Annotated in this window: 24 protein-coding genes; 14 read left to right on the top strand and 10 right to left on the bottom strand. The window is 43.6% G+C overall.

Annotated features, from left to right (window positions below; translation table 11 throughout):
- The first annotated feature begins 284 nt into the window (after window positions 1-284).
- The 12 genes from H5647_RS04280 to H5647_RS04335 all read left to right on the top strand — a co-directional run bounded on the left by H5647_RS04280 (window position 285) and on the right by H5647_RS04335 (window position 7,903).
- On the top strand, window positions 285-779 hold the full coding sequence (locus tag H5647_RS04280; RefSeq protein ID WP_045856578.1) for an AAA family ATPase: 495 nt from the start codon (window positions 285-287) through the stop codon (window positions 777-779).
- Between the two features lie 117 nt (window positions 780-896).
- Entirely contained in the window at window positions 897-1,313 is a 417-nt protein-coding gene (locus H5647_RS04285) for a hypothetical protein (protein ID WP_045856519.1), read from the top strand.
- Window positions 1,314-1,429: 116 nt separating this feature from the next.
- Window positions 1,430-1,831, top strand: coding sequence for a hypothetical protein (locus H5647_RS04290; protein WP_045856582.1), 402 nt, complete (start codon window positions 1,430-1,432; stop codon window positions 1,829-1,831).
- 110 nt (window positions 1,832-1,941) lie between these two features.
- Window positions 1,942-2,499: a hypothetical protein gene (locus tag H5647_RS04295; RefSeq protein ID WP_052691863.1), complete on the top strand. Its 558-nt coding sequence runs from the start codon at window positions 1,942-1,944 to the stop codon at window positions 2,497-2,499.
- Window positions 2,500-2,618: 119 nt separating this feature from the next.
- Window positions 2,619-2,900 (top strand): hypothetical protein, encoded by a 282-nt coding sequence (locus H5647_RS04300; RefSeq protein ID WP_162926282.1) that lies wholly within the window; start codon window positions 2,619-2,621, stop codon window positions 2,898-2,900.
- A 94-nt stretch (window positions 2,901-2,994) separates the two neighbouring features.
- Entirely contained in the window at window positions 2,995-3,360 is a 366-nt protein-coding gene (locus H5647_RS04305; protein ID WP_045856586.1) for an HflX-like GTP-binding protein, read from the top strand.
- Between the two features lie 649 nt (window positions 3,361-4,009).
- Complete coding sequence (locus H5647_RS04310; protein WP_162926283.1) at window positions 4,010-4,549, top strand: rod shape-determining protein; 540 nt, start codon at window positions 4,010-4,012, stop codon at window positions 4,547-4,549.
- Between the two features lie 454 nt (window positions 4,550-5,003).
- Window positions 5,004-5,390 (top strand): hypothetical protein, encoded by a 387-nt coding sequence (locus H5647_RS04315; RefSeq protein WP_052691864.1) that lies wholly within the window; start codon window positions 5,004-5,006, stop codon window positions 5,388-5,390.
- 112 nt (window positions 5,391-5,502) lie between these two features.
- Window positions 5,503-5,844: a hypothetical protein gene (locus H5647_RS04320; protein ID WP_045856590.1), complete on the top strand. Its 342-nt coding sequence runs from the start codon at window positions 5,503-5,505 to the stop codon at window positions 5,842-5,844.
- A 159-nt stretch (window positions 5,845-6,003) separates the two neighbouring features.
- On the top strand, window positions 6,004-6,849 hold the full coding sequence (locus H5647_RS04325) for a hypothetical protein (RefSeq protein WP_045856592.1): 846 nt from the start codon (window positions 6,004-6,006) through the stop codon (window positions 6,847-6,849).
- Complete coding sequence (locus H5647_RS04330) at window positions 6,846-7,325, top strand: pilin (RefSeq protein ID WP_045856594.1); 480 nt, start codon at window positions 6,846-6,848, stop codon at window positions 7,323-7,325. Before H5647_RS04325 ends, H5647_RS04330 begins: the two co-directional genes overlap by 4 nt.
- Before the next feature lie 143 nt (window positions 7,326-7,468).
- Window positions 7,469-7,903: a hypothetical protein gene (locus tag H5647_RS04335; protein ID WP_045856596.1), complete on the top strand. Its 435-nt coding sequence runs from the start codon at window positions 7,469-7,471 to the stop codon at window positions 7,901-7,903.
- 375 nt (window positions 7,904-8,278) lie between these two features.
- Here H5647_RS04335 and H5647_RS04340 read toward each other — a convergent pair whose 3' ends face one another.
- The 3 genes from H5647_RS04340 to H5647_RS04350 all read right to left on the bottom strand — a co-directional run bounded on the left by H5647_RS04340 (window position 8,279) and on the right by H5647_RS04350 (window position 10,037).
- The gene (locus H5647_RS04340) at window positions 8,279-9,118 is read right to left on the bottom strand and encodes a hypothetical protein (protein ID WP_236075029.1); all 840 of its coding nucleotides are present in this window, start codon (window positions 9,116-9,118) and stop codon (window positions 8,279-8,281) included.
- 296 nt (window positions 9,119-9,414) lie between these two features.
- A complete protein-coding gene (locus H5647_RS04345; RefSeq protein ID WP_236074762.1) occupies window positions 9,415-9,825 on the bottom strand; it encodes a type II toxin-antitoxin system VapC family toxin in 411 nt (136 codons plus the stop codon).
- Complete coding sequence (locus tag H5647_RS04350) at window positions 9,807-10,037, bottom strand: type II toxin-antitoxin system Phd/YefM family antitoxin (protein ID WP_045861063.1); 231 nt, start codon at window positions 10,035-10,037, stop codon at window positions 9,807-9,809. The genes H5647_RS04345 and H5647_RS04350 overlap by 19 nt, the downstream gene beginning before the upstream one ends.
- A gap of 238 nt (window positions 10,038-10,275) precedes the next feature.
- On the opposite strand from H5647_RS04350, the gene H5647_RS22305 reads away from it, so the two are divergent.
- The gene (locus H5647_RS22305; protein ID WP_082086951.1) at window positions 10,276-10,944 is read left to right on the top strand and encodes an RHS repeat-associated core domain-containing protein; all 669 of its coding nucleotides are present in this window, start codon (window positions 10,276-10,278) and stop codon (window positions 10,942-10,944) included.
- Window positions 10,945-11,254: 310 nt separating this feature from the next.
- On the opposite strand, the gene H5647_RS04360 is transcribed toward H5647_RS22305, so the two are convergent.
- The 4 genes from H5647_RS04360 to H5647_RS04375 form a co-directional block, all read right to left on the bottom strand.
- Window positions 11,255-11,500 (bottom strand): type II toxin-antitoxin system RelE/ParE family toxin, encoded by a 246-nt coding sequence (locus H5647_RS04360; RefSeq protein ID WP_052691865.1) that lies wholly within the window; start codon window positions 11,498-11,500, stop codon window positions 11,255-11,257.
- Between the two features lie 39 nt (window positions 11,501-11,539).
- A complete protein-coding gene (locus tag H5647_RS04365; RefSeq protein WP_045856602.1) occupies window positions 11,540-11,719 on the bottom strand; it encodes a hypothetical protein in 180 nt (59 codons plus the stop codon).
- Window positions 11,720-11,737: 18 nt separating this feature from the next.
- Window positions 11,738-12,130: a helix-turn-helix domain-containing protein gene (locus tag H5647_RS04370; protein WP_082087156.1), complete on the bottom strand. Its 393-nt coding sequence runs from the start codon at window positions 12,128-12,130 to the stop codon at window positions 11,738-11,740.
- A gap of 321 nt (window positions 12,131-12,451) precedes the next feature.
- Window positions 12,452-13,333, bottom strand: a complete 882-nt coding sequence (locus tag H5647_RS04375; protein ID WP_408034013.1) for a transposase — start codon at window positions 13,331-13,333, stop codon at window positions 12,452-12,454.
- 122 nt (window positions 13,334-13,455) lie between these two features.
- On the opposite strand from H5647_RS04375, the gene H5647_RS04380 reads away from it, so the two are divergent.
- Window positions 13,456-14,679: an ISL3 family transposase gene (locus tag H5647_RS04380; protein WP_045856606.1), complete on the top strand. Its 1,224-nt coding sequence runs from the start codon at window positions 13,456-13,458 to the stop codon at window positions 14,677-14,679.
- Between the two features lie 237 nt (window positions 14,680-14,916).
- On the opposite strand, the gene H5647_RS04385 is transcribed toward H5647_RS04380, so the two are convergent.
- From H5647_RS04385 to H5647_RS04395, 3 genes are all read right to left on the bottom strand, one after another.
- A complete protein-coding gene (locus H5647_RS04385) occupies window positions 14,917-16,254 on the bottom strand; it encodes a polysaccharide pyruvyl transferase family protein (RefSeq protein WP_045856609.1) in 1,338 nt (445 codons plus the stop codon).
- A gap of 408 nt (window positions 16,255-16,662) precedes the next feature.
- Entirely contained in the window at window positions 16,663-18,012 is a 1,350-nt protein-coding gene (locus H5647_RS04390; RefSeq protein WP_045856610.1) for a DEAD/DEAH box helicase, read from the bottom strand.
- Window positions 18,009-18,455 (bottom strand): DUF3010 family protein, encoded by a 447-nt coding sequence (locus H5647_RS04395; RefSeq protein ID WP_045861064.1) that lies wholly within the window; start codon window positions 18,453-18,455, stop codon window positions 18,009-18,011. The genes H5647_RS04390 and H5647_RS04395 overlap by 4 nt, the downstream gene beginning before the upstream one ends.
- Window positions 18,456-18,711 lie beyond the last annotated feature (256 nt).

Genomic DNA, 18,711 nt, shown 5'->3' on the forward strand with positions numbered 1-18,711 from the left:
ATCCCTCCGGTTATTTAGTGGAGGCATTAGGGTACTGAATGTCTAGCTCTGCTGATAGATGGGGTTGGATTGGCGCTTACCGCCTAACGTCATACTTGTGTTTTTAGCCATGATTCACCTCCGGAATACCAATATATACCTAATTATGGTATAAAAGTCATAACAAGTCAAAGCACGCGGACGTGGCAAAGCTGTCACCTTTTGTGCAAAAACATGCACAAAAGGTGACAGCTTTGCCACGCCGGTGTTTGAGGCGTTAAGCACAAAATTGAAATGGAGGTTATATGGCGAGATTAATTTTAGTATGTGGTCCTACTGGTGTTGGAAAAACCACTTATTCCTTGCGTCTTTCCAAAGAAATTGGAGCAGTTCGATTTTCTATAGATCCGTGGATGCAAACATTATTCTCAAAAGATATGGTCTCACTCGATTATTCATGGATGATCGAACGAGTAAATCGGTGCTATGAGCAAATATGGGACGTAAGTGAGCAGATTTTAGCGCTCGATGGAAATGTGCTTTTAGATCTTGGTTTTACTACCAAAGCCCAAAGAGAGTTGTTTTCTAGTAGAGCCAGTGGGCTAGATATAAATTCTGAAATACACTACTTAGATGCGCCAAAAGATATTCGTAAAAAACGGATCGAAAAGCGGAATATTGAGAAAGATCCAACCGTCTTCGCTTTTGAGGTAACTGATATGATGTTTAACTTTATGGAGCCGAAATTTGAAGTTCCAAGCCAAGGTGAACTTGAATATGGCTGTAAAGTAAATGCTTAACAAAGGTAGCCAATTGACCTCCGTAAGCTGTCTTGGTTTTTGCAAAAATACGCAAAAACACAAGCCATCTTACTCCGGCAATTGCTACCGGCGTTAGGGCTCAATGAGCTTGAACCTATGAAAAATATATTATTGACTGTTCTTCTTATCATTCCATCGATGGCGCTATCACAAAGCGACAGTGAATTGGCATTGGCAAGCATGGCAAAGGAAGTTGAACAATCGTCCTGCGGCAAAAAAATGGACTACAAGAAACTATTTTCATTGTCCGTATCAGGTCAATATAAAGGGGTAGCTAGTTCGGAATGGCTATCTGAGATTAATGAAACGGCGTTTTTCAAGTGTCCGGAAGGTTTCTTAATGAGCTTATCTTTGGCTCCTGCAGTGGAGCAAGATGAAGTGTTAAGGTATTTTGGTATTGTAAATCCACCATGGGATATTGCTGCTGCTCTAGAACCATATGAAGAAAATCATGAGCTAAGCAGTTTTGTAAAAAGCAAGTTAGGTGGTTTTAAAAATATTCCCAAGCCCTAACAAGTGTAGCCACCTGACACAAATTGCTACGCGCCTTTTTGTGTATTCGCTGCGCTCAATGTTACACAAAAAAGCACTCCACAATTTGTGCAGGTGCTACAGGCGTTAGGTGTTATATGAAAGTCAGCGCCGATAAAGAGATGTGGTCTGAAAGTAGTAAGAAATCATTAAGCTATGAATTGGCTAACGATTTCTATGAGAACATACCTTATCGTTGTTATAAATGTGGCGAAGGGGACGTTTTTACAGCTGCTGAACAAAAGGAACGGTTTGAGGTTAAAAAGGCATACATATGGGAAAGACGTTATCTCTGCAATTCTTGTTACATAGGTTTTAAATCTCTAAAAAAAGAAATTGCAGACTACGAAGAAAAGTGGAAAGAAGAATCTGAAAGTAGCAAAGCAACAGCTACATACTTAAGGGGCTGGCTTTCGTGTTTAAATAAGGTACCTTCATACGGGAAGCAAAAGAATGAATCAATGGCAGCACACTTATTGAAACTCATTAACCATACCTAACAAAGCCAGTAAATCTGACCTCCGTAATCTGTCTTCTTTTTTGCAAAAAAAAGCAAAAAAGAAGCCATCTCACTCCGGCAGTTTCTGGCGGCGTTACGTGTACTAGAGTCATGAATCGAATATTTAAAAATTACGAAGTTACGTTAAGGGATGAACCAGTTTACTCTCGTAATTCGGCTGACAACCCGAGAGCCTATATTCACGAATACTGTCGTAGTGATGAGTATCAACATGTATCTGCACATGGTGCAAGTGTCAGGGAAAACGACGAGACGTTAGCTTCCGCAATATTACTGGGGGTTGGTGGTGCTACAGGGGTTAACGAAAACTCGGTGGCGTTTGACGGCGAATCTCTTTATATGGCTTCGGGTGATGCACTATATTCACTTTCCTTACCTTCGCTCGAATTGAACTGGTGTGTGAAAGTCGATTTCGCTACATGCTTTGGTGTTTTCTGGCTCCAAGATAGAAACTGCCTTCTTACGTGGGGCGAGCTAGAGATTGGATGTTATACCCAAACGGGTGAAAAAATGTGGAGTTCATCTGGCCCAGACATATTTACCGAGGGGCTAGAGTTGCATGAAGACATAGCCACAGTGACGGATTTTAACGGTGATGTACATAATATAAATTTAAGCAACGGTGCAATATCAAGTGCAAACACGTAACAAGGCCAGTCAATCTGACCTCCGTAAACTGTCTTCTTTTTTGCAAAAAGACGCAAAAAAGCAGCCAATTCACTCCGGCAGTTGCTGGCGGCGTTATGCATACAAGGTAAAAAATGGACGTGTCTAAAATTTTAAAATGGTTAGGTATTATTGAAATTTCGGTAGGATTATTATTGGTAATTATTTGTATCGCGGGTATGTTATCTTCAAGCTTGTATCCAGAAAGTGATATGCACGGTTATGGTTTAGGTCTCGCAATATTTGGGTCTGGTGTTGGTGGTTTAATGGCCTTTGCCGGTGTCACATGTCTTTTTAAAAACAGGTGGGGCTTCATAGCACACCTACCACTAATTATTTATTCTTGTGTTTCTTATTATGTGTTTTTATTTAACTATGCATAACAAGCGCAGGCACAGCAGGACAAATTTACGCTACGCTCCAATTTGCCCGTGCTGCGGGCGTTAGCACCCAAAACACAATGAGCAGCTATTGTTTATGCATGCAGAAACCATCAATGGAAAGCAGTGTATTATTGTCGGGCTGTTTTCAGCGAAAAGAAAGGATATAGATAGCGAAATATCCTCGATGAGGAGCACCCTTATCAAACATGGTGCGATTGTTGTTGGAGTTTTAATTCAGCGAAGAGGTGTGTCTAGGTCAAGTAAAAAGGGTGGAGTTAGGCAAATGGACTCACCGCTAAACTCGGCAACAGTTATAGGTCCCGGAAAAGTTGAAGAGTTATCCAGGCTGGTAACAGAGCTGCAGGCAAATACAGTTGTTTTTTACAACGATCTACACAGTACCCAGAAAACTCGGTTGCAGGAAATAGTTGGTTGTAATGTATTCTGCATCAACGAATAACCATCAGTGCTAACAAGGCATTCCACTCGATGCCAAAAGCTACGCGATTTTTGCGCAACTCGCTCCGCTCGATTATAGCGCAAAAACCGCTCCGCTTTTGTCACGAGTGAATGCGGCGTTATATTTCAGTTTTTTAATTTAGGTAATATTCAAAAGGTTTCGTTTGTTTCGGCTCTTGTCCATCGTAAATGGGTAAAGCCATTCCCTGCAATTTCTGCTGTCACAACTGGGTAAATCTCAGGGATGCGGTGCTTTCTGTATTTTTATAAATAGTGTGTTTTAGCCGTAATGTTTCCCAGCTTGCAGGTTGGTCTTATAAAAGTTCTATTTATAAATTTTGCTCTTTCACAGTCTCAGCCGATAATTTACCATTTAGTCACAAAGTGCCACTTAGCTAGGTAAATCCAGTCACCTTTCGGCTGGGCTTGTTCCAACTAAGTAAATCTTGTAACCTAAGGCTATAAATAACACTGGCGCTTATCGCTAGTATAAAATAATTTAATAATTGGTTTTGGCATTGGGTTTTGTATTTATCCAACAAAACCAGCGTAGGAAAGCCAATATAACAAGGCCATCAAATTGATCGCCAAAACTCCGCATCTTTTTGTGTAATCGCTGCGCTCAATTTTACACAAAAAGCTGCTCCATTTTGGCAACAATTTATGGCGGCGTTAGCTATCAGGCAGATATGAGCATTCTTAAATATATACAATCACTATTCTCGAGCGACTTATATATTCAGGTTTGGGAGAATAGGATAAAAATATCTAAAGTCGGAACGAATGATGTCTACGATGAAGAGCCGCTTATGGCGCTTAAAGATAATGCCAAGGGAGTTCCGATTGTTATTGAAATAGGTGACAAAGTTAAACGCCTGAATAAGTCTGAAATAGACAAAGTAGTTAATCCGTTTAAGCATCCTAGACTGTTAGTACATGACTTTGTCGTTGCCGAAAAAATTATTCAGCATGCTTTTAGGGAACTACACAAAACTAAATGGATTGCGCCTTCCCCGAGAGTTATCTTTCAGCCTATGGAAAAACTAGAAGGAGGGGTTACAGGCATAGAGGAGCGAGTTTATCGGGAGCTTTGCCTTGGAGCAGGTGCTAGGGAAATTTTATTACATATTGGCAAACCTCTGTCAGTATACTCACTAGATTTTAATGAATTTAAGCAGCAAAATAGCTAACAAGGCAATCCAGCATAAGCCACTACGTGGCTAGGACAGCCTAGCCGTCGCTCGTTTTGTGCATGGCTTCGCCATTTTCGCACAAAACAATCAACAACTAGTCTGCCGCTGATTGCGGCGTTAAAGGCTGTTCGTGGTTTTAGGGTTTTCCACCAACGAGTTAGCAGTGATCGTCCGCCTCTTTCAGTCCGTGTGTTTAACCGGTAAAGTGGCTTGTAATAAAGACCGCGTCAACGTGGCACCAATGGAGGGTTTAGCGTGTTGTATCCATCTCAATCCATCCGTTCCCTGTGTTCCGTTTTGTCGTCAACTAATAATCAAGGGCAGTGCTTCGCATTTGTTTGTGCCGGGCTAAGTCCAGCACAATTAGCTAATACAGTGCTGCCCTTAACAAGTTTAGCCATGCGACGCCCAAAAGGCGGGCGCACATGCTAAAGGCGTTAGGGCATCAAAAGTGATTTCTAATCCCAGCAATCCATCAACAGAAGAAATCGAAGAGTGGGCTTACTCTAATGATGATGAACCTGATCAGGAGTGGGAGCTGTTCTTGATCTGGAAAGCAGATTTTGAGCTCTATTTAAAGTATGCTTCTGACGTTTCCTGCCCGAAAGAAGAGTTCTTTTTAAATTTACTTTATTATTGGGTTTGGCGAAATGTCCGTCACGATTCAATAGAAAACGAACTGGAATCTTATGAACGAATATTTCAGTTAGCGGAGAAAATTAACACTCCATATGTAAGAATATGGAGTGTTAGAAGTAAAGAACTTATAGTAAATAATGCGGTGTACTCTGCGGAGCAGTGGTTGGCTGGGAGAAGACCGTATGACGTACAGCCCTAACAAAGGCAGCCAATTGACCTCCGTAAGCTGTCTTGGTTTTTGCAACAAGACGCAAAAACACAATCCAACTTACTCCGGCAATTGCTACCGGCGTTAGAGGGCAAGTCAAAAAATGCGCGTATATATATTTTTAAGCTTGTTTGTCTCAGTTAACAGCTTTAGTTGTGATAATGCGACAGAGAAATATTACTCTTGGGCAAACCTAAAAGTATTTCCGGAGAAAGTTTCAGGCCAAATCGATAAAGTTGAAGCAGAAAAACGAGAAGCCAACGGTGATGCCTATTACATTCAACTTGTTTGCGATTCTGGGGACATATTAATGTTAACCAAGCGGTTCGACAGTAAGGTGTTTTTTCAAATAGAATATCTGGATAACTCAGATGGTATTTATGGAAAAACTATTACAAACTCAGAAGGTAAAACGACGAAATACGTTCACGGTAAAGGCCTCTAACAAGGCAAATCAGCATCAGTCGCTTTGCTCCTTGGACAGCCTTGCCGTCGCTCGTTTTGCGCATGGCTTCGCCATTTTAGCGCAAAACAATCAACAACAAGTCTGCCGCTGTTTGCGGCGTTAGCACCCGAATATCAATATCTAGGATATTTACTAATTATGACATGGGAACGATTTGGTTATATTTGCCGTAAGGCAAAAGGAACTATTAAGGCTGAAGAGTCTGCTTCTGAATGTATTTCTCGAATTGAGAGCGATGCGAGTTGTAGCTTATACGGAGAAAATATCAGCAATGATAGTTTGAGTAGAAATATTTTAAACAAGATTAAGGCTATGTCTAATAAAGAAGCAACGGCAGCGCTGGATGTTTATGGTCAAGTGGATATGTCACAACACTTAGCTGAGCCGATGCATTTTAAAAGAGTAACTATTTATTTGGCATATGTTACATTCGTATTTTTCGTTGTAAGTGCAATCTATCAGCTTAAAGTGGCTCCGTCATTTCTTGAGGCATTCGAAACATTCGAACTATCTATTCCGTCGCATCTGATATTTTATCGAGACTACTGGGAATATTTTGTGCTTGTCGTATTTGCACTTCTAGCAATGTCCCTAATAGTCGGATTCACGCTAAGAGGACTTTTTAAGTTCAAAAATGGCCTTGAAAATGGAATAGTTTTACGCTTTCTCGCATTTAATGGCATTAGAGAATCCTATTTAACATTGCTAGATATTATTTCATACCCTGTCTCTCCAGTTGTAGGCGGAGTTGGAGCCAACGCAAGTAAAGTCACATATCACCTTTCAGAAATAGAAAAAACTGAAATGGATTTGGCTGTAGAAATGAAAGCACTCATAAAGGCAGAAGTTACGTCATTGCTAAATCGTTGCGAAAGACAAATGCGGTTCATCTCCGTAGTAGTGGCAGTTATTATTATTTCAGCCATTTTCTTTTTTTTGGTCAGCGCCTATTCACCAATATTTGTACTAGGGGAAACTGTATGAAGGATAAAAAGGGGTTTACTCTTATAGAGTTAATGGTTGTCGTTGCAATCATTGGAATACTTGCGTCAGTTGCGCTACCGGCATATCAAGTTTATATACAGCGAAGCGAGGTAGTAGAAGCGCTGAGTATGGTGAGTACAATTAGAGAAAATGTCACAAATTACTATGTGGAAGATTTAGATTTCCCTGTAGACAATGATGCCGCTGGCCTTCCTGCACCTGAGTTCCTCATCGGTAATCGAATTACGGGGGTTGTTGTAGAGTCTGGAGCGATTCATGTAACGATGGGGAACAAAGCATCTAAACCACTTCAAGGTAAGGTCTTAAGTTTTAGGCCAGCCGTTGTCACTGGCAGCCCAACAAGCCCTATCGCTTGGCTTTGTGGCTACGATGAGGCTGTTCAAGGTATGGCTGCTATAGGTCAAAATAAAACCGATTTAGAAAAGTCCTTTTTACCTAGGGCGTGCAGGGGCTGAAAAGTGCTAACAAAACTGTCAATAGGACATTTTTTGCTTCGCTCCGTTTTGCGGTGGCTTCGCCATTATACCGCAAAACTCCACTACACAAAAAATGCCTATTACAGTGGCGTTAGGCATTACAATCCAGTTAGGTGGAACTCATGGAAATATTCCTTTCAACGATCAGAGACATACTCGCGATTATCGCAGTTATTTTTTTAGTTTATAGGTTCTCGGTTGAGAACTTTAGAACTTTGTCCCAAAATAATCTGAAGGAATTAATTGCGATCTATGAAAATATTAAGGACAACCCGAATCTCTTGGAGTGTTACGGTATCACTGAAGAAGAGATCAAAAGTACTGGCCTTGATGTGAAACAATTTGTCCATTTACTTCAGGATTTTACAGCGGGTCAACTTTTTTTCGACACCATGTTTAAGTTTCCAAAAAAACCTCGTTTTTGGCCAGAATCGTACAGATATAAACTATGTTCTCTTGCCACTACACAGAGCTCTTGGCCATACCTTAAGTTGTTTTTTCCAACTAGCGGTCGCTATGGGCAATGCATTGAAAATACAATTAATTCTATGCAATAAAATGCCTAACAAATAAGGATATGTCGCGCTTGCCGCGACATATCTCATTGTTGAACAAGCCCGTGGTCGAGCTCTTTATTAGTAAATAAGTCGATAGGAGGTGTTTGTAATAGTGCCGGTTTTTGTCGGCACTATTTTTGTTGGGCGAACAGAGTCCTCACCTAGGAGGAAATAATCGGACGAGGAAATAATCGGACAGCCACGTTAAGAGAAAAACAATCAGTTTAGTCGTGGTTTTTATTAAACTCATCACGCCATAGGCGCTATTTCATTACTGTTTGTTTTTGGCGTGAAATATTTGATTTTTCTGAGTTTCAGACGAGTCTAGCCGCTCTCTAGGTTCGATAAAGGTAGGGTTTATTGCAGGATGGGGTGTTAGTGGAAAATGGCTTCGCAATTCGCGAAGGCCGGTCTTCGTTTTAATCCTAGAACTTTGGCAGCGAGCAGGAGTTTTGCTTTGCAACCGACTAAGCTTTTGAATGTGGATTCGAATTGGGTGGTGAGTGTGAGCCATTCGCGGCTGGTTATATTCAATCGCTCCAGAATGGGTGGCAAGTTGTTGTCGATAAAACCACGTTTGTTTTCTCGAATCGCTCTGCCTGTTATGTCCACGAGCTGAATGTAATCCTTCAGGTGAAAGGGTAAGCCTTGGGGCATGGGTTCTCTTGGGTTGCCTACAAATTCAGCGAGTTTTAAAGGTTGAGTTGAGGGGTGAGTGTTAGCCGCTTTAAGGGTCTCAATACGCCGTTTTATAGAGGTATGTTCCGAGCTTTCTGGGGTTGTCGCCATTTTGGCTCGAACAGGATTTAAATCGACATAAGCCATGCAAGCGGCGAGTGCTTTTTCATCCAGTAACGCCTGTGATTTAAACCGGCTTTCCCAAAAGCGACCTGTGCAGTGGTCTTCTGCATTTGCCCTGCGGGCAATGGGTTCGTTTAAAGCCCACATGAAACGACTTATGTTGGCGAGTTCCAAGCGCCATTGGTCCAGCTTTTCTTTCACGGCCTGCCGCTGGGCGTCATCTAACGGCCCACCTTTTACAAACGCTTGGGTTAAGGGGGTACCTTTGTAAAGGGTGTGCCAGCGTTTGGCTACCTCTAAATCGCTTAACGTGTGAGCCTCTGCGGCATTAATATGCAATACCAGATGGTGGTGATTACTCATTACGGCGTAAGCACAGATATCAATGCAAAACACCTCCCCCGGTAAAATAATCGGACACCCATGTCAACGCCGAGTTAAAACTAAGACGCCTAATAAAAAAACATAACGGGCAATGGGATCGCAGTTAAAAAGTGTGGCGTTTACCACATAAAGTGGTGCGTAAACTTGGTTTAGAGCACAAAGTGGTATTAGGCTTAAACGCGCCCTCAATTCACGAACTTTAACGTCGTACTGACATATATCCACGCTGTATAAATACTATTGCTATATGCCTAGATTTAGGTATATAACGATAAGTGTTGTGGGAGGAGGGGGTTCGTGAGGAGCCTCCCTATCCCGATTATGCTTCACCAAAGCGTGTCAACAATTTCACTTGAAATAAGGTTTTGGTCTGCAGTAACAAGCTGTGCATTCTGAATTATCGAAGTGGCTGAAATTATTCGATCTGCTGGGTCTTTATTTATTTCGGAGCCAAAATTTACTGACAGCTCAGCAATTTCTGGCGAAATTTGTACAACGGAAATGTTTCTGGTTTGCAGGTATAGGTTTACAAAGTTTGAGGGCGTTGTTTCTATTTTAATACGCTCTTTTTTTACGAGCATTGCTATTTCCCAAATAGTAATATCGCTAACAATGAGCGCATTAAATTCGTCCGCTTTGTTTATGGCAGTTAAGGCTTTAGGGCTGAGTTGTTGGTGATCTAATGCGTCCCATATAACAGCACAGGTATCGAGAAGAATCATAAATTGGCGTCCCATTCAGAATCTGTTGGGGTCACTACATCATGAATTTTGGCGCTTTTGGCCAATTGCTGTAATTGTTGCTGTGCAAGTTGCTTTTGGTTTACTGGGGGCGCTATTGTGGCAATGAGCTTACCGTTAGTAGTAACACTTATTTGCTCTCCAGTATTGGCCTTTTCCAAGTATTTCAATAGGTTAGCTCTGAAATCGCTAATATTAACAGTTTGCATAGGTGCACCGGTTATTTGTTGTACAGGGTGTTTGTACAATATAGCGTAAAAAGCCTAACAAGGCTATCAACCTGACGTCCAAAGCTATCGGGTCAGAGGGGGAGTTCCCCCCCCGTCTGCCCACAGAACCGTGCGCACGGGTCACGTACACGGCTCCTCACACTAAACGTGACCAGCGACGAATGAAATAATCGGACAGCCACGTTAAGTACTACACGTACATCACCAAGGGTCTGTTATTGCGGGTACGGATGAAAATGGCAATTTAGATTACGTAAACACATACGATGCCTATGGTGGCATTGATAGCGTGACGGGGCGTTTTGCATACACTGGCCAAATGTATCTACCAGAGCTAGATATGTATCATTATAGGGCTCGGGTGTACAATCCTGACATCGGCCGATTTTTGCAAACGGATCCTGTTGGGTATGAAGATCAGATGAATCTTTATGCTTATGTCGGGAATGATCCGATGAATTTTATTGATTCTACTGGTGAAGAGTCTGAGAGGGTGACGTTTACAACTAAAATGGGGCCTTTAACTAGGGATTCTGCTAACAGAATTAATACCAATACGAGCCATGCAAACGCAATGAAGGCTACAGCCGTTGGTGCATTATCTACCTACTTAACTCGTGGGAAAGATCTGGGGGCTGTTGGTGTAGCCGCCGGACATGTTTTAACAGAGATTCAGCCGTCCGTTCAGGAGGGTGATACTTTAACAATTGAAACAACTGTTGAGCTTGGTACTGATACTGATAGTGGAGTAACGGTTGTAGGGCAAACACAAACAGTTACAAACTCTGAAGGGGAGGTTGTTCATCAGGTTGAATCCATTAAGGGGCAGCCTGCGTCTAGCTCTAATGAATCGTATGACTGTAATAATAATGACTGCTATGACTAATTTTTATGTTTTTCCTTAGATTAGTTCCGAAAAATGTTTTACTTTGGTGCCAAGTGATTTCAGCTAGTGCTTGCGCGGTGTTGATAAATACCATTGCGAGTACGTATAGCCTTTTTGAAAAAATTGTTTTTACTATCCCAGTTTTTTGGGTTATCTCGGCAATCCTAGTGGTTGTATATCTCGGGGTAGGTAAGCTCTTTAGCAAAAACAATAAAAAGTAGTAGGAGTAGGTTCCAATTAAAAAGTTGGCGTAAATCAGGGAAAAGCACTAAAGCCCCGGCCAGAGATGGCCGGGGCTTTTTAGTTGTAGCTACGGCAAATCCTCCGGCGCAAAATCCCGCCGTTTGTGGATCACAGCGAGCACATAACACTGCTCATTTTTAACTTCGTACATAATCCGGTAGGAATAAATGTGCAGTTCCTGAATCTCCGGTTTGCCGACTTCGGGCACCATCTTGCCCACGTTGGGAAGCCGGTTCAGGATGTCGGTCTTCTCTCGAATATCCTGAGCCACTTTCCTTGGCGTAGTGCTTGGAATCCTCGGCAATAAAATCATGGATATGCTTTAAGTCCGCTCTGGCGAGCTTCGTCCAAATCACCATGAATCAATATCCCGCTCTAACTCCTCGCTGGTCAGGGTGTCGCCACGCTCCACGGCTTCCTGCCCCTTGCGCACCTTATCGAGCACATACAGCCGGTACATAATCTCTTCCATATCGGCATTCTCGGGAACCTGGTTAATCGTGTTTAACGCATCTTGTTTAGCAGCTTGCATAGGGTTGCCTCTCAAAGGTTAGGCGCTGGCAGCGTCATCAAAGGGTTGCAGTACAGATTGCATTTGCTGCTTGGCAATCATCGCATCAATAAGTTTGATTATGGCTTCCTGGTCATCATCGTCAAAGCGTTCCACCGCCCGGAAGCGTTTAAATAATCGGTTATTGGCCAGTGGGTTATCTTCCACCGGGTTGCCGGTTAGCAGGTAGTCTATCGTGGTCGCCAGCGCATCCGCGAGCTTAATCAACATCTCCGCAGGCGGTAAGTTAAGTCCACTCTCGTACTTGTTCAGTTGCTGGAAACGTATCTCCACCTTAGCCGCCAACTCTTTCTGCGACCAACGTTTCTGCTTGCGCAGCTCCTTGAGACGCGTACCAAAGGCTTTACGAAAATCGGGGTCTTGCAGTGCCATGAGCCATTCCACGTTCACATTCATCACCTCCGCAGTATATGGGTATGTTCTTAATAGGACTTGACTGTAGCTCCTTGCAAGTATAAAAATAGCTCCTCATAAGAGTCAACTTTAATCTTGACAGGATTTTGGGGGAAATATGGCAAGACTGCCCGACGACGTGGTAAATCGCATTAAGCAAGACGTGTCCTTACTGCGCTTGGTGGAAAGCCAGGGCCACAAAGTGACCAAGAACAAATAATCGGACAGCCACGTTAAGAGAAAAACAATCAGTTTAGTTATGGTTTTTATTAAACTCACCACGCCATAGGCGCTATTTCATTACCGTTTGTTTTTGGCGTGAAATATTTGATTTTTCTGAATTTCAGACGAGTCTAGCCGCTCTCTAGGTTCGAGAAAGGTAGGGTTTATTGCAGGATGGGGTGTTAGTGGAAAATGGCTTCGCAATTCGCGAAGGCCGGTCTTCTTTTCAATCCTAGAACTTTGGCAGCGAGCATGAGTTTTGCTTTGCAGCCGACTAAGCTTTTGAATGTGGATTCGAATTGGGTGGTGAGTGTGAGCCACTTTAAGGGCCTCAATACGCCGTTTTATAGAGGTATGTTCCGAGCTTTCTGGGGTTGTCGCCATTTTGGCTCGAACAGGATTTAAATCGACATAAGCCATGCAAGCGGCGAGTGCTTTTTCATCCAGTAACGCCTGTGATTTAAACCGGCTTTCCCAAAAGCGACCTGTGCAGTGGTCTTCTGCATTTGCCCTGCGGGCAATGGGTTCGTTTAAAGCCCACATGAAACGACTTATGCTGGCGAGTTCCAAGCGCCATTGGTCCAGCTTTTCTTTCACGGCCTGCCGCTGGGCGTCATCTAACGGCCCACCTTTTACAAACGCTTGGGTTAAGGGGGTACCTTTGTAAAGGGTGTGCCAGCGTTTGGCTACCTCTAAATCGCTTAACGTGTGAGCCTCTGCGGCATTAATATGCAATACCAGATGGTGGTGATTACTCATTACGGCGTAAGCACAGATATCAATGCAAAACACCTCCCCCAGGAATACAATACGGTCTTCAACCCACTGTCGGCGGTGTTCGTAGTCGTTACCGGTTAACGCATCTAGGCCGCAAAGAAACGCGCGGCGCACACAGCGAGATGTGCAGTGATAGTAGGGTGTGGCATCTAGTGAGATTTGTTGCTTTCTTGGGCGGGGCATGGCTCATTCCTTGAGTTAACTTTTGCTGTTTTAATATGGGTCTTCCCCTATTCAGGTGGCTTTCTAGCCTTTCCTAATAAACTCCCCTAGAATCCCAGCCTTTTATTTCTTGGTTTTCAGTGATGGACGAGCTTTCTCTTTACGAAAAAATATTATCAATCTCTTCTCCTTGGTTTGTCGAATCAGTTCAGCTAGATGAGCGTGACAACACCGTTCACGTCCACGTTGAATACGATTGCGACAAACATTTAACCTGCCCTTTGTGTGAATCCAGATGTAGTCGCCATGACACCAGAACAAGAACATGGCGCCATCTCGATAGCTGTCAATTTCGCACTCTCGTTCACGCGAATATCCCTCGCTCTAAATGTCGCACGCACGGTGTATTGCAAGCTGATATCCCCTGGGCTGATAAGCGATCAAGTTTCACCTTGATGTTTGAGGCTTATGTAATCTCCTGGCTTCAAGAGGCGAGTATTAATGCCGTCAGTAAGAAGCTGGCGCTTAGCTGGAATGCTGCCGATGGAATAATGAAGCGGGCTGTAGAGCGAGGCCTAAAAAGACGGTCTCATCTACATATTCAAAACCTAGCTGTCGATGAGGTCTGCAGCAAAAAGGGACATGAATATGTGACCATTGTTTCTAATGATCATGGGCATGTAATAGATGTCCAAGAAGATCGCAAAAAATCGAGTTTAAACGCATTTTTTACAGGATTAAGTGACAAGCAAATCCAATCAGTTGAAACGATTAGTATGGATATGAGTCCGTCCTATATTTATGCCACCAAAGAGTATATTCCTCACTGGGAAAGAGCGATATGTTTTGATAGGTTCCATGTTGCGATGGACTTAAATAAGGCTCTAAATAGTGTTCGTAAAAGTGAAGCCAATATGGTCGCGCAACAACACAAGCTAGAGCTCCATAGATCGAAATTTGCATGGCTGAGATCACGTGAAAATCTAAAGGATATTCATTCTGTACAGATTTCAACATTAAGCGTTGTAGCAAAGAAGACTGCACGCGCATGGGCGATAAAGGAGTATGCCATGGAACTCTGGAATTATGATGATCGTATATGGGCTGAAGAAGCTTGGAAGCAATGGTACAGCTGGGCGATAAGAAGCCGCCTCAATCCTATAAAATCGGTAGCTAAAAGCATAAAGAAGAATCTATGGGGGATAATAAACGCCATCGTAAATAAAAAGAATAATGCTGGTGCAGAAAGTATAAATAGCAGCATAAAAATGCTAAAAGTAAAAGCGAAAGGTTTTAGGCATAAGGCCCGTTTTAAGGCTGCAATTTTATTTCATCTCGGCGGGCTGGACCTGATGCCAGAAATCTAGCCACCCGAATAGGGGAAGGCCCTTTAATATACAGTGTTGTTTTTCTTGGTTCAAGCGGTGGTGTGGGTGTTCGAGAAACTGAGCGCTCAATCTTAACTAAGCGCCGCCCGCTTTCAATACATAATTTTTTGGTATTCGGAGAAAACAAAAAAAATCACTCAACCATTGGAGGGTATGGTCATCTGAAAATTATTGAACGTTTGTGTGTATTTAAAGTGCCAACCAAAGAAGGTGGCGTTAGCTGATACATAGTCGCGAAATACAGCGAAACTGATCTTCCGTTAGATCACGATAATGTTTAACGTTTTCGCGTATAGCGGTCTTGTTCTCTGTCTCAGACAATTGCAATTGTAAAAATAATGCCTTGAGATGATTGGCTGTAAAGGTATTTATATTCAAGCCATATTTTTCTTGTTCCATTTCTTTTAGTAGTTCAGCATATTTATAGTGATGGGCGAGCGCTACGACTGGGATGTTTTGCATTAAAGCAAAGACAACGCCATGAAAGCGGCTGGCAAAAACAAAGTCTACGTTGCCAATGTTGTGGTAAACGTCTCGATAGGTTTCGGTTTTGGGGCGGAATAGCTTTTCCGCAATATTTTCTCTTGGGTGTAGCTGGGTAATTATGTCGTCTATGGTTGGGTTATCCATATCGATATTGTTGGGTATAAAGTGTAGGTTATGGCCTTGCTCAAGTAACCAATCGCAAAATAAGGCTAGCTCATGGGTATATCGGTTATAGGCTGCGGCGTTTGGGGTGCACCAACTTCTGGGGTCGCCGAAGGAAATGGGGTTTATGCACACGGCTGCTGGCGAGGTCGATACGGCTAGCGCTTTAACCCGCTCGTCTATTTGCACGGAGAATGCCATATCGGGTACCCACTGTGCCCCAATGACACCCCAGCCAATGATTTTTTCGAGTGTATTGGCGTCCCGAAAAGATTTGTAATGTGCAAGTTTTATGGCCCAAGTACAAAAAAGGCGGGAGGCCTTGTGGGTTATAGCGCCCGCTCCAACGCTCATAAAAGCAATTTTGCATCCTGTAAGGCGAGCAATCAAGCACCATCTAAATAACGCGAAAGGGTATCGCCACGCGCCTCCCCATTCATCATTTAGCTGACCAGAGCCGGCGATAACTAGAAGGTCGATTTTGCGTAAATGTTTGAAAATGGTAAGGCAAAAATAAGTTTCTTGTAATAAATTAAACAGGAAGTGAGCGGTAAAGGCTAATGCTTTAAGTGTTTTGAACAGAATGGGGAAAGATTTGATGGTGACAATTACGCGATCACGTAATGAGGCAATAGTAAACTGGAATAAGCGCGGTGTGGGTGGATCGCTGTTGGTTGGGGTGTAATCTGTATTCTGTATATATTTCCTGAATATGGAAATGGCATCTATTCCGTGTCGTTTATGTACGTTAACCGGTTGCTGACAAATGCCAATAATATGGGCATTGGGGCGGCAGCGTTTTAAACCAGCGATAGTTGCATCAGCAACCATCGCGTCTCCCATATTGCCGAAACCGTAGGTTCCGAAAATGCCTATAGTGAGAGGGGTTTCATTTACAGTATCCATAATAGTGCTTACTAAGAGTGGCTTGTAGAAAAAACATGTGGTAATCCGAAGTCTAACAAGCGGCGAGTGTAGCACCTTGATAAGTCAACTAGGGTTTTATAAAGTCACAAAAGAAGATTATTTGTTAGGTTAATTATTTATTGCGCTCGGGGAGCGTTATAACCTGTAAACATAAGCGCAATAATGGAGCGTAGTACGTTGTATTATTGAAGATGATAACGAGAAACCTTAACCACTAGGCAGCGTTCTAGTTATAGGTTTATTCGTTTCTACGCGGGCTAAAATGAAAGAGAATATAGAGGATTTAGCGGTGAGCTGTTCGCGCGCCAGCCCCTGTAGTATTCAAGGTGTATGATACCTAAGGTGAAAGACTGGCAGCGCGATAGAGAAGGGGCTTAAAGAGGGGGCTTAATCAGTATTTTTCTTGCGTCGCAAGGGGGAGGAGCCATCGCCCAGTGGCGCCACTACGCGGTCTTTTGGCGATTTTCTTATTTTTGCGGGTTTAGCGGAGGCCGATTTTTTTGCTGCTACTTTCTTGGCGTTCTTACCCGCGACTGTTTTTAATTTCTTTTTCTTGGTACCGGCCGCTTTGCCCGATGATTTTAGTTTCTTGGGGCCTGTATAGTCAGCCTCTAGGCCTTTTACCTTGCGTGGCTCTAAGCGAATTTTTAAATAGCGCTCTATGCTAGACATTGCATTCCAATCTTTGGCGTTAACCAAGGTAATGGCGAGCCCTGCTTTGTCGGCGCGCCCGGTGCGCCCTACTCTATGAACGTGTTCGTCGCCCGAGAAGGCGATGGTGAAATTTACGACCAAGTCTACGTCGTGAATATCCAGGCCACGGGCCGCGACATCGGTAGCGACGAGCACTTGAATTTTGCCGTCTCTAAAACGGTTTAATACTTGTTTTCGATCACTTTGCGCCACTTCCCCGTGTATATATTCCGAGATCAATTTTTTAGCTCGCAAAATGTTACTGACTTTCTGACATTGCAGGCGCGTTGCGCAAAAAACGATAACGCGTTCGGCGTTTTCTTCTTGTATTAACTGCGCAATTAATTGTTCTTTATGGCGGTCGTCGTCGGCGAGTACACGCTGCTGGGTAATGTTGTCGTGGCCACTTTGGAGGCTATCAATTTGTATGCGGATCGGGTCTGACATGTGCTCGGTTATGCTGCCAATACCTTTGTGTTTTAGGGTGGCCGAAAATAATAGGTTTTGACGCGCGGGGTTGCAGGCCTCCGAGATGGTAGCCATGGCGTCCTTGAACCCCATGTCGAGCATGCGGTCGGATTCATCCAACACTAACATTTCAATATCGGAAAAATCGATATTGTTGTTCTTGATATGTTCAACGAGGCGGCCGGGTGTGGCAACCAGTACCTCGGGGTTACGGCGTAGTGTAGAAACCTGATGCCGGTATGATTCACCACCCATTACAATGCCAATTTTAAGGTGCGTGAAGGTGGCAAATTGCGCGAACGCTTTGGCCGTTTGCAGTGCCAATTCGCGGGTAGGCACTAATATTAAGGCGCGGGTAGAGGAGTGCGGTTGTGGGTTATGCAAAAAACGGTGGAGCATGGGCAGTATGAACGCGGCGCTTTTTCCGCTACCGGTGCGGGACGAGACCATGAGATCGCGGCCTGTAAGCGCGGCGGGGATACTCTTAGCCTGTACATCGGTGGGTTCGGTAAACTCAAGTTTATCCAAGGCCCTACCAATAGAAGGGTGTAGGCCAAGCTCGGTGAATTCACTCATAGGGTGGGACTACTTTCGCTGGTGTCTATAAGTGCCGCGTAGGCGGTTTTAAAAGCGGCTTCTTGAAACATTTTAAGTCCGGTGTCGGCAAATAATATGGGTAAAGGTTTTAGCTTTAGCAGCTCTTTTATACGTGTAGCGGAAATAAGGCTAACGGAAAGGCCTTCTATAAGCTGAATGGCGGCTTCTAGCTTAAAGCCGTCGGCGCCACCGGCGAATTTGCCTTTTTTCATGCGCTCTTTAATCACGATTTTTTCTATACGGTAGTCTTCAACGAGTTTGGCCAAAGTTGCTTGGAAGGCCAGCAGGCCTTCGGCGGTATCGGCATCGCTGAGTACGAGGCTGCGAGCGCGACAATCGCCAATTTCAAACAGGCCGTTATTACTGCTGAGTAGGCAGATAACCGCCTCTTTACCTTTTATTTCGATTCCGCACACTTTCATAATTAAACCTTTGATTTTGGCCGAGGGGTTAGCGCGCTGTGCGCACGACACCGCAAATAGGAGGATATTGCGCGCATAATACAGAATCCACTGGGGTTTAGCATTGAAGGGATGCGTTTGATGCGGCTGGCCTTGCTTGGCAACAGGGATGACGTGGCCAAGATTACGGTCAGTATAGGAGAGTGGGCGTGTTAAGCGCTGCGATTAAGTGGTTACCCGATAGATTTTGATGATAGTCGTGGGGAAGCGTTGTGCG

Source organism: Teredinibacter purpureus, assembly GCF_014217335.1.
Lineage (GTDB): Bacteria > Pseudomonadota > Gammaproteobacteria > Pseudomonadales > Cellvibrionaceae > Teredinibacter > Teredinibacter purpureus.

Bases quoted from the DNA above. Each gene is read 5' to 3' on its own strand.
- H5647_RS04325 (WP_045856592.1), top strand. From the start codon at position 6,004: ATGACATGGGAACGATTTGGTTATATTTGCCGTAAGGCAAAAGGAACT.
- H5647_RS04360 (WP_052691865.1), bottom strand. From the start codon at position 11,500: ATGATTTTATTGCCGAGGATTCCAAGCACTACGCCAAGGAAAGTGGCT.
- H5647_RS04375 (WP_408034013.1), bottom strand. From the start codon at position 13,333: ATGCCCCGCCCAAGAAAGCAACAAATCTCACTAGATGCCACACCCTAC.
- H5647_RS04390 (WP_045856610.1), bottom strand. From the start codon at position 18,012: ATGAGTGAATTCACCGAGCTTGGCCTACACCCTTCTATTGGTAGGGCC.
- H5647_RS04380 (WP_045856606.1), top strand. From the start codon at position 13,456: ATGGACGAGCTTTCTCTTTACGAAAAAATATTATCAATCTCTTCTCCT.
- H5647_RS04335 (WP_045856596.1), top strand. From the start codon at position 7,469: ATGGAAATATTCCTTTCAACGATCAGAGACATACTCGCGATTATCGCA.
- H5647_RS04290 (WP_045856582.1), top strand. From the start codon at position 1,430: ATGAAAGTCAGCGCCGATAAAGAGATGTGGTCTGAAAGTAGTAAGAAA.
- H5647_RS04350 (WP_045861063.1), bottom strand. From the start codon at position 10,037: ATGCAAACTGTTAATATTAGCGATTTCAGAGCTAACCTATTGAAATAC.
- H5647_RS04320 (WP_045856590.1), top strand. From the start codon at position 5,503: ATGCGCGTATATATATTTTTAAGCTTGTTTGTCTCAGTTAACAGCTTT.
- H5647_RS04345 (WP_236074762.1), bottom strand. From the start codon at position 9,825: ATGGGACGCCAATTTATGATTCTTCTCGATACCTGTGCTGTTATATGG.
- H5647_RS04295 (WP_052691863.1), top strand. From the start codon at position 1,942: ATGAATCGAATATTTAAAAATTACGAAGTTACGTTAAGGGATGAACCA.
- H5647_RS04305 (WP_045856586.1), top strand. From the start codon at position 2,995: ATGCATGCAGAAACCATCAATGGAAAGCAGTGTATTATTGTCGGGCTG.
- H5647_RS04285 (WP_045856519.1), top strand. From the start codon at position 897: ATGAAAAATATATTATTGACTGTTCTTCTTATCATTCCATCGATGGCG.
- H5647_RS04370 (WP_082087156.1), bottom strand. From the start codon at position 12,130: ATGGCACTGCAAGACCCCGATTTTCGTAAAGCCTTTGGTACGCGTCTC.
- H5647_RS04395 (WP_045861064.1), bottom strand. From the start codon at position 18,455: ATGAAAGTGTGCGGAATCGAAATAAAAGGTAAAGAGGCGGTTATCTGC.
- H5647_RS04280 (WP_045856578.1), top strand. From the start codon at position 285: ATGGCGAGATTAATTTTAGTATGTGGTCCTACTGGTGTTGGAAAAACC.
- H5647_RS04385 (WP_045856609.1), bottom strand. From the start codon at position 16,254: ATGGATACTGTAAATGAAACCCCTCTCACTATAGGCATTTTCGGAACC.
- H5647_RS04365 (WP_045856602.1), bottom strand. From the start codon at position 11,719: ATGCAAGCTGCTAAACAAGATGCGTTAAACACGATTAACCAGGTTCCC.
- H5647_RS04330 (WP_045856594.1), top strand. From the start codon at position 6,846: ATGAAGGATAAAAAGGGGTTTACTCTTATAGAGTTAATGGTTGTCGTT.